At 70.2% G+C, this 9,002-nt stretch carries 6 protein-coding genes and 2 pseudogenes; all 8 read left to right on the top strand.

Going from position 1 to position 9,002, the window contains the following annotated elements; all coding sequences use genetic code 11:
- Positions 1-1,317 (top strand): ABC transporter substrate-binding protein (locus AC1D2K_RS22880; protein WP_478091213.1); only part of this gene is annotated, 1,317 nt, incomplete at its 5' end.
- A gap of 151 nt (positions 1,318-1,468) precedes the next feature.
- Complete coding sequence (locus AC1D2K_RS22875; RefSeq protein ID WP_478091212.1) at positions 1,469-2,293, top strand: ABC transporter ATP-binding protein; 825 nt, start codon at positions 1,469-1,471, stop codon at positions 2,291-2,293.
- Positions 2,293-2,787, top strand: a pseudogene (locus AC1D2K_RS22870) (ABC transporter ATP-binding protein); the annotation flags it as partial. The gene AC1D2K_RS22875 and the pseudogene AC1D2K_RS22870, both read left to right, overlap by 1 nt.
- Before the next feature lie 531 nt (positions 2,788-3,318).
- Positions 3,319-4,524, top strand: a pseudogene (locus AC1D2K_RS22865) (Tm-1-like ATP-binding domain-containing protein); the annotation flags it as partial.
- Between the two features lie 38 nt (positions 4,525-4,562).
- Positions 4,563-5,399 (top strand): phosphoenolpyruvate hydrolase family protein, encoded by an 837-nt coding sequence (locus AC1D2K_RS22860; RefSeq protein ID WP_478091210.1) that lies wholly within the window; start codon positions 4,563-4,565, stop codon positions 5,397-5,399.
- Between the two features lie 72 nt (positions 5,400-5,471).
- Positions 5,472-7,160: a flotillin family protein gene (locus AC1D2K_RS22855; protein ID WP_478091209.1), complete on the top strand. Its 1,689-nt coding sequence runs from the start codon at positions 5,472-5,474 to the stop codon at positions 7,158-7,160.
- Positions 7,161-7,163: 3 nt separating this feature from the next.
- Positions 7,164-7,601, top strand: coding sequence for an SRPBCC family protein (locus tag AC1D2K_RS22850; protein ID WP_478091207.1), 438 nt, complete (start codon positions 7,164-7,166; stop codon positions 7,599-7,601).
- Positions 7,602-7,607: 6 nt separating this feature from the next.
- Positions 7,608-9,002 (top strand): SRPBCC family protein (locus AC1D2K_RS22845; protein WP_478091206.1); only part of this gene is annotated, 1,395 nt, incomplete at its 3' end.

Below are 9,002 nucleotides of genomic sequence, written 5' to 3'. Positions count from 1 at the left end.
TCGGCGCCCCTTTCACCCCCCGCGGCCGTGGCCGCATTCATCGATGACAAGAAGGAGCGAGACATGAGCAGAGGCAAGCAATCGTTCGGGCGCAGCATCATTGCTGCGGCGGCGCTGGTCACGGTGGCCGGCTTTTCCCAGGCGCAGGAAACCTTGAAGATCGGCCTGCTCGCCACGCTGGAGGGCCCGTTCGCGGCACCCGGCCAGGACAGCATGCGCGGCGCGGACCTCGCGCTGAAGGAAAGGAACGGCATGGCCGGGGGCAAGAAGATCGAGTTCATCAAGGTCTCGTCCGACGCCACCCCGGACAAGGCGGTCAATGCCACGCGCAAGGCCGTCGAGCAGGACAAGGTGCAGATCATGATCGGCCCGCTGTCGGGCGACGAGGGCATCGCGGTCAAGAACTACGCGAAGACGCAGCCCAACATCACCTTCATCAACGGCTCGTCCGGCGCCCAGGCGACCACGCTGGCGGACCCGGCGCCGAACTTCTACCGCTTCAACACCGAGGGCGCGCAATGGATGGTCGGCCTGGGCGAGCATGCGCTCTCGAAGGGCTACAAGAAGACCTTCCTGATCGCAGAGGACTACGGTTTCCCGTACTCGCAGGTGCAGGGCTTCATGGCGAGCTACTGCGCCAAGGGCGGCAAGGTGGTCGACAAGGCCTGGGTCCCGCTCGGCACCAAGGACTACGCCTCGGTGATCGCGAAGATCCCGAAGGACGTCGACGCGCTGGTCGTCGTGCTCGGCGGTTCGGACGCGGTGAACTTCCTGACCCAGTACGAGCAGGCCGGCGGCGACAAGCCGATGGTCGGCGGCTCGATCACGGTCGACCAGACGGTGCTCAACTTCAAGGGCAAGCGCCGCGAGTCGCTGCTCGGCACGGCGTCCGCCGGGCCGATGGCCGATTCGATCGACACGCCCGAGTGGAAGAAGTTCGTGGCCGACTACAAGGCCACCTTCAAGGACGGATTCCCGAGCCCCTCGCTGTTCGCCTACCTGTACTACATCAACACCAAGGCCACGCTGGACGCGCTCGACGCGGTCAAGGGCGACCTGTCGAACGGCCAGAAGGCCTACCGCGACGCGCTGCAGAAGACCAACTTCAAGGGGCCGGCCGGCGAGGTCAGGATCGACGCGAACCGCAACGGCGTCGGCACCACCTACATCACCGAGGTGGCGAAGGCGCCCGACGGCTCCTTCTACAACAAGGTCGTCAAGTCGGTGCCCAACATCACGCAGACGCTGGGCCTGCCCGAGGCGGAGTTCAAGCAGATGGGCCTCGGCACCCGCGACGTGCCCGACTGCCGCAAATGAAGCCCACCCCCGTTGCTTGCTCATTGCGTGTAGCCGCCTCCCCCCTCAAGGGGGCCACACCGGCGGCCCGGCAAAGCCGGTTCCGCGGTGTGTCCCGAGGGGGCCGGGCTTCGCCGGCCGGCACCTGGCACGCTTCGCGAGAAAGCTGAAGATGGCTTCGATCACCCCGCTCAGGCCCTCGACGTCGCGCGGCGCTTCGGATGCCGGCGCGCTGGCCGGCGCGCAGCTGCTCTCGGGCGACGCGCTGCGGCTGGACGGGGTGACGCGCGCCTTCGGCGCGCTGCGGGCGGTCGACGACGTGTCGCTCACCGTCACGGCCGGGCAGAAGTACGCGATCCTCGGCTCCAACGGGGCCGGCAAGACCACGCTCTTCAACGCCATCACCGGCGACTTTCCGCCGACGGCGGGGCGCATCCACTTCTTCGGCGAGGACATCACCGAGCTGCCGCCGCACGACCGCATCCGAAAGGGCCTCCGGCGCACCTACCAGTCTTCGCTGCTGTTTCGCGACCTGTCGGTGCGCGACAACCTGTTCCTGGCGGTGCGCGGCGTGGCCAGCGGGCGCTTCAGTTTCCTGCGCGCGCGCGCCGGCCATGCCTCGATGCGCGCGACCCGCGACCTGCTCGAGCGCTCGCGCCTGAGCCACATCGCGGACGAACGGGTCGCCAATCTGGCGCACGGCCAGCAGCGCCAGCTGGAGATCGGCATGGCGCTGGCCGGCGCGCCGCGCCTGATCCTGTTCGACGAGCCCGCCGCCGGCCTGTCGCCGGTCGAACGGCGCGAACTGGTCGCGCTGCTGGGTTCGCTGCCGGCGCACATGAGCTTCGTGCTGATCGAGCACGACCTCGACATCGCGCTGCGCGTGGTCGACCGGGTTACGGTGATGCACAACGGGCGCGTGCTGCGCACCGGGACGCCCGACGAGATCGAGAACGACGCCCAGGTCCAGGCGATCTACATGGGGAGCAGGCACTGATGGCATGGTTTCGCACCGACCGGGCCGTCGCGGCCAGCGGCGCGCCGATGCTGGCCATCGAGGCGCTCGACGTCTTCTATGGCCGCGCCCATGCGCTGCAGGGCGTCAGCTTGACGCTGGAACGCGGGGTGCTGGGCATCGTCGGGCGCAACGGCATGGGCAAGACGACGCTGTGCAACGCCATCACCGGCCTGGTGCCGGCGCGCGGCAGCATCCGGCTCGCGGGCGAGGAAATTCTCGGGCTGGCGCCGAACGAGATCACGAAGCGCGGCATCGCCTACGTGCCGCAGGGCCGCCGGGTGTGGGCGTCGCTGTCGGTCGACGAAACCCTCCGGCTGGTGGCCAGCCGCCGGCGCGAGGTCGATCGCGTCTATGCGATGTTCCCGCGCCTGGCGGAGCGCCGCGGCCATGGCGGCGCACAGCTGTCGGGCGGCGAGCAGCAGATGCTGGCGATCGGGCGCGCCCTGCTGCTGAACCCGAAGCTGCTCGTGATGGACGAGCCCACCGAAGGCCTGGCGCCGATGATCGTCGAGCAGGTGGCGCAGTCGCTGCGCGAGCTGGCGGCCGAGGGCCGCATCGCGGTGCTGCTGATCGAACAGAACCTCGGCGTCGCGATCTCGGTGGCCGACCGCATCGGCCTGATGGTCAATGGCCGCATCGCGCAGGAGATGCCCGCGGCGCAGCTGGCGGCCGACCGCGAGCTGCAGGAGCGCCTGCTGGGCGTGCGCTCGGGCGGGCCGGAGGACGATCTCGAGGCGTCGAGCGCCGCCGTCGATACCGGCCCTCCAGAGTCCATGCAAGTGTTCACGGTGCGCCGCGCGCACGGCGACGGCGCGACCTCGCTCGACGGCCCGGCGCCGAGCACGGTGCGCGGCTTCACGCGCTGGAACGCCGGCGGCACCGCCGCGCCGGTGGCCGACATCGTCAGGCTTGCGCCAGTGGCGGCGCCAGCGCCGGCCCCGCCTGCCGCCGCTTCGCCCCGCGTCTTCGAGTTCCCGGTCGCCGCGAGCAGCGAGCGCTCGGCCTACGTCGCCGGCACCTTCGACACCAAGGGCCGCGAGCTGGCCTTCCTGCGCCAGTGCCTCGAGAAGCTCGGCCTGCGCGTCGTCACGGTCGACCTGTCGACCTCCGGCACGCCTTCGCCCGCGAGCGTGCATCCGCGCGAGGTCGCGCGCCACCACCCGCAGGGCGAATCGGCGGTCTTCAGCAACGACCGCGGCAGCGCCACCGCTGCGATGGCGCTGGCCTTCGAGGCCTTCATCGGCACCCGCCGCGACCTGGGCGGCATCATCTCCGCCGGCGGTTCCGGCGGCACTTCGATGGCGACCCAGGGCATGCGCGCACTGCCGATCGGCGTGCCCAAGATGATGGTGTCGACCATGGCCAGCGGCGACACGCGGCCCTACGTGGGCCCCAGCGACATCTGCATGATGTATTCGGTCACCGACGTGCAGGGCATCCACCGCATCAGCGAGCTGGTGCTGGCCAATGCGGCGAACGCGCTGGCCGGCATGATCGCGCATCCGCCGGCGGTCTCCAGCGTCACCAGGCCGGCGATCGGCCTGACGATGTTCGGCGTCACCACGCCCTGCGTCCAGGCCGTCGCCCGGCGCCTGGAGGACGCCTTCGACTGCCTGGTGTTCCATGCCACCGGCGTCGGCGGCCAGTCGATGGAGAAGCTGGCCGAGTCGGGCCTGATCGCCGGCGCGATCGACGTCACGACGACCGAGATCGCGGACGAGATCGCCGGCGGCGTGCTGTCGGCCGGCGCGACGCGGCTGGACGTCTTCGCCCGCCACGCGCTGCCCTACGTGGGCTCCTGCGGCGCGCTCGACATGGTGAATTTCGGCGCCTGGGACACGGTGCCCGAACGATTCAAGGCGCGCCGGCTCTACCGCCACAACCCGACCGTGACGCTGATGCGGACCTCGGCCGAGGAATGCCGCGCGGTCGGCGAGTTCATCGCCGTGAAGCTCAACGCGATGCGCGGGCCGGTGCGCTTCCTGATCCCCGAAGGCGGCGTCTCCGCGATCGACCGGCCCGGCCAGCCCTTCCACGACCCGGACGCCGACCGGCAGCTCTTCGACAGCATCGAGCGCGGCTTTCGCGGCGGCCCCGACCGCAAGCTGCTGCGCCTGCCGCTGCACATCAACGACGAAGCCTTCGCCGACGCGCTGGTGGGCGCCTGGCGAGAGGTTTCGCAAACCCCGGCCGGCGCGCGGCGCGCCTAAGTGCCAGGACACGCCAGGACATCCGGAGGACCCCGACCATGCCACGCATCTCCCGATCGACCCTGCTGGCTCGCCTGCGCGCAAAGATCGACGCCGGCCGACCGATCATCGGCGGCGGCGCGGGCACCGGCCTGTCGGCCAAGTGCGAAGAGGCCGGCGGCATCGACCTGATCGTGATCTACAACTCGGGGCGCTACCGCATGGCGGGCCGCGGCTCGCTGGCGGGCCTGCTGGCCTACGGCAATGCCAACGAGATCGTCTGCGAGATGGCGCGCGAGGTGCTGCCGATCGTGCAGCACACGCCGGTGCTGGCCGGCGTGAACGGCACCGATCCGTTCATGATCCCGGACGAATTCCTGGGCCGGCTGATCGCCCTCGGCTTCTCGGGGGTGCAGAACTTCCCGACCGTGGGCCTCATCGACGGCGTCTTCCGGGCCAACCTCGAAGAAACCGGCATGGGCTATGCGCTCGAGGTCGAGCTGATCGCGCGCGCCCGCGCGCTCGACCTCCTGACCACGCCCTACGTCTTCTGCGAAGCCGATGCGCGCGCGATGGCCGCGGCCGGCGCCGACATCGTGGTGTGCCACCTGGGCCTGACCACCGGGGGCGTCATCGGCGCCGGGACCGCGCTCGCGCTGGCCGATTGCGTGCCGCGCATCAACGCCTGGGCGGCGGCGGCGCATGCAGTGAACCCCGAGGCGATCGTGCTGTGCCACGGCGGGCCGATCGCCACGCCCGAAGATGCGCAGTACGTGCTGTCGCGCTGCCCGGCGTGCCACGGCTTCTACGGCGCGAGCTCGATGGAGCGCCTGCCCGTCGAGGCGGCGCTCACCGAGACGACGCGACGCTTCGTTCAGATCACGTTGGACAGATGACCTTGCGGGAAAGACCCATCAGCTGCTCGGCAGCTTTGGCTCTGTCCTCAACTGAATAAGGAGACGAGATCCATGTCAGGCGCTCAATTCGGAAGTTTCATCCTCGGGCTGATCGTCGTTGCGATCGTCGTCGCCATCGCGGTCTGGCTGCTCCACTGGCTGTACCTGCGCAGCTCCAAGGAGCGGTCCTTCGTGCGCACCGGGCTGGGCGGGCAGAAGGTGGTGCTCGGCGGCGGCGCCTTCGTGCTGCCGATCGTGCACGACGTGATCCCGGTCAACATGAACACGCTGCGCCTCGAGGTCAACCGCGGCCGCGACAAGGCGCTGATCACCAAGGACCGGATGCGTGTCGACGTCATCGCCGAGTTCTACGTCCGCGTGGCGACCAGCGAAGAGGCGGTCGCCGCAGCGGCCCAGACCCTGGGCCTGCGGACGATGGAGCCGGAGCAGCTCAAGGAACTGGTCGAGGGCAAGTTCGTCGACGCGCTGCGCACCGCGGCGGCCGAGATGACGATGGAAGAACTCCACGAGCGGCGCGGCACCTACGTGAAGCGCGTGCGCGACGCCGTCGCCGAGGACCTGACCAAGAACGGCCTCGAGCTGGAAGCGGCCTCCCTGACGCAGCTCGACCAGACCGGCATGGAGTTCTTCAATCCGAGCAACGCCTTCGACGCCGAGGGCCTGACCCGCCTCACGGAGCAGATCGAGCATCGCAAGAAGCAGCGCAACGACGTCGAGCAGGACACGCTGATCGCGATCCGGAACAAGAACCTCGAGGCCGAGAAGCTCTCGCTCGACATCGATCGCGAAGCCGAGCACGCGCGGCTGGCGCAGCAGCGCGAGCTCGAGATCGCGCGCGCCCGCCAGCGCGCCGAGGTGTCGGCCGAACGCGCGCAGCGAGAGCAGGACGCCGAGGCCGCGCAGATCGCGGCGAAGCAAGGCATCGACCAGGCCCGCATCCGCTCCGAACAKACGATCGAGGAGGGACGCATCGGCAAGGAGCGCGCGATCCAGAGCGCCGAGATCGAGCGCCGCATGTCGCTCGAACTGGCGGAGCAGCAGCGCGCCATCTCGGTCGCGCGCGAGAGCAAGGCCCAGAGCGAGGCGCAGGCCGAAGCCGAGATCGCGCGGGCGCTGGCGGTGTCGGCGGAGGAGAAGGTCTTCACGGCCCGCGAGGTCGAGATGGCCGAGCGCAAGAAGGCCATCGACCTGATCGGCGCGCAGCAGGTCGCCGAGCGCGACGCCCTGCGCCTGACTTCGGCGGCGCAGGCCGAGAGCGACGCCAGCACCGCGCGCGGCGCCGCAGTGCGCGCGCAGGCCGAAGCCGACGCGGATGCCGACAAGATCCGCTCGATGGCGATGCGGGTGCGCGCCGAGATCGAGGCCGACGCCGCGCGCATGATGAACGAGTCCCACAACATGCTCACGCCCGAGGCGCGGATGTCGGCCCTGCGCCTGAAGCTGGTCGAGAAGGCCGAGGCGATCATCCGCGAATCGGTGCGTCCGCTGGAGCGCATCGAAGGCATCAAGATCCTGCATGTCGACGGCCTCGGCGGTTCCTCGGGCGGCGGTGAAGGCGGTGGCGGCAGCGGCTTTGCCGACGGCCTGGTCAACTCGGCGTTGCGCTTCAGGGCGCAGGCGCCGCTGGTCGACCAGCTGCTGCGCGAGATCGGCATCGAAGGCGGCGACATCCAGCGGCTGGTCGGTGACGCGAGCGGCGCCCATGCCGCCCTGCCCTCGGCGCCGACGCCGAAGGAATAGCGCATGGTGAATGTCTATGTCTCCAGCGTGATCGACGCCCCCGCGGACAGCGTGTGGTCGCGCGTGCGTGATTTCAACGGCCTGCCGCAATGGCATCCACTGATCGCCGACAGCCGGATCGAGAACGACCAGCCGGCCGATCGCGTCGGCTGCATCCGCCACTTCCACCTGAAGGACGGCGGCATGATCCGGGAGAAGCTGCTGGCGCTGTCCGACTACGAGTACAGCTGCACCTACGAGATCCTCGAAAGCCCGATGGGCGTGGCGAACTACATTGCCACGCTCAAGCTCACGCCGGTCACCGATGGCGGGCACTGCTTCGCCGAATGGAGCGCCGAGTTCGAATGCGAGGCCGGCCGGGAGCGCGAGCTGACGRAATCGATCGGCAACGGCGTGTTCCAGGCCGGCTTCGACGCGTTGAAGCGGCGGTCGTTACGCTGACGAGCCATGCTGCAGAAGGTCGTGCGCTCCGCAGTCATCGACGCGCCCATCGAGCGCGTCTGGGCGGTGCTGCGCGACTTCAACAGCCACGACCGGTGGCACAGCGCGATCGCCTCCAGCCATATCGAAGGCGGCGAGCGCGGCGACCAGGTCGGCTGCGTGCGCAGCTTCACGCTGAAGGACGGCAACCGCGTCCGCGAGCAGTTGCTGACGCTGTCGGACACCGAGCACAAGAGCACCTATTGCATCGTCGAAGCGAGCTTGCCGCTGCAGCGCTACGTGGCCACGGTCAGCCTCAAGCCGGTGACCGACGGCAACCGGACTTTCTGGCATTGGGAGTCGAGCTTTGCGACGCCGCCGGGGATGGAGCGCGAACTGCGCGACACCGTGGCGCAGGGCGTGTACGAGACCGGCTTCGAGGATCTGCGGCGCTACCTGCGCGGGGGCGCCGACCGGCACGCGCCCACCGGCCACGCGATGCCGACGGCGCTCCCCGTGCCGACGCGCCGTGTCGCCATCGAGCGCTATGGCGGCCCGGATGAACTTCGGGCGCAGGCCTTCGAGGCCCCTGCGCCGCGCGCCGGTGAACTGCGCATCCGGCAGCGCGCCGTCGGCGTCAACTTCATCGACGTGTACCTGCGCCGCGGCTGGATTCCGTCGATGCTGCCGCTCTCCGCGGGCTTGCCGGGCGTGCCGGGCATGGAGGCCGCCGGCGGCGTGCTCGATGTCGGCGCGCAGGTCTCCGGCTTCCTGCCGGGCGACCGCGTGGCCTATCTCGGCCCCGTGCCGGGCGCCTATTGCGGCGTGCGCTGCGTGCCGGCCGAGTGGGTGGTGCGATTGCCTGCCGCGGTCGAGGACGAGGTCGCCGCCGCACTGCTGCTCAAGGGCATCACGGCCGACTACCTGCTGCACGACCTCGGGCGCGTGCAGCGTGGCACCCGGCTGCTGGTCCACGCGGCGGCCGGTGGCGTCGGGCTGCTGGTGTGCGCCTGGGCGCGCCGTCTCGGCGCCGTGGTGATCGGCACGGTGTCGAGCGAGGAGAAGGCCCGCGTCGCGCGCGAGCATGGCTGCGAGCACGTGATCGTGACCCGCGACTACCGCTTCGCCGATGCCGTGCAGCGCAGCTGCGGCGGCGCCGACGTGGTGATCGACGGCCTGGGCGACGCGGCCCGCGACGAGAACCTGGCCGCCCTCGCGCGCCGGGGGCACTGGATCAGCCTCGGCCAGGCCAGCGGCCCCCTGGCGCCGCTGGCGCCCGATGCGCTGGTGGCCAAGTCGCTGAGCTTCTCGCGCCCCGTCGTGTTCGACTACGTCTCGACCCAGGCGCAGTTGGCCGAACGCGCGCAGCGGGTCTGGAGCGCGCTGGCGGACGGCTCGATCCGCCTGCCGCCCATCGAGCGC

Source organism: Variovorax sp. P1_H12_2 (assembly GCF_056405335.1).
The sequence above is the reverse complement of the archived record's forward strand: the minus strand, read 5'-3'. Positions and strand labels throughout refer to the sequence as shown.

Excerpts from the sequence above, each read along its gene's own strand:
- AC1D2K_RS22860 (WP_478091210.1), top strand. The coding sequence starts at position 4,563 with ATGCCACGCATCTCCCGATCGACCCTGCTGGCTCGCCTGCGCGCAAAG.
- AC1D2K_RS22875 (WP_478091212.1), top strand. The coding sequence starts at position 1,469 with ATGGCTTCGATCACCCCGCTCAGGCCCTCGACGTCGCGCGGCGCTTCG.